Genomic DNA, 218 nt, shown 5'->3' with positions numbered 1-218 from the left:
TACTGGAGGGAACCCGTGTCAGCCCCGAAAAAGCTCTGGCGGCAGGCATGATTCATGAAACGGTAGCGTCAGTCGATGAACTGGTACCCCGCGCCAAGGCGTGGATACTGGAAAATAAAGACAATGAGGCTGCAGCGGTACAGCCCTGGGATGTTAAAGGCCACAAGATCCCCGGTGGCAATGCGGCACACCCTGCCAATGCGCAGATGATTACCGCC

Annotated in this window: 1 pseudogene; it reads left to right on the top strand. The window is 56.9% G+C overall.

Annotation, left to right across the window (positions count from 1 at the left end):
• Nucleotides 1–218, top strand: a pseudogene (locus A3709_RS23600) (enoyl-CoA hydratase/isomerase family protein); the annotation flags it as partial.

It is taken from the genome of Halioglobus sp. HI00S01 (assembly GCF_001635445.1).
Lineage (GTDB): Bacteria > Pseudomonadota > Gammaproteobacteria > Pseudomonadales > Halieaceae > Halioglobus > Halioglobus japonicus.
This window is presented reverse-complemented; position numbering and strand designations above follow the sequence as displayed.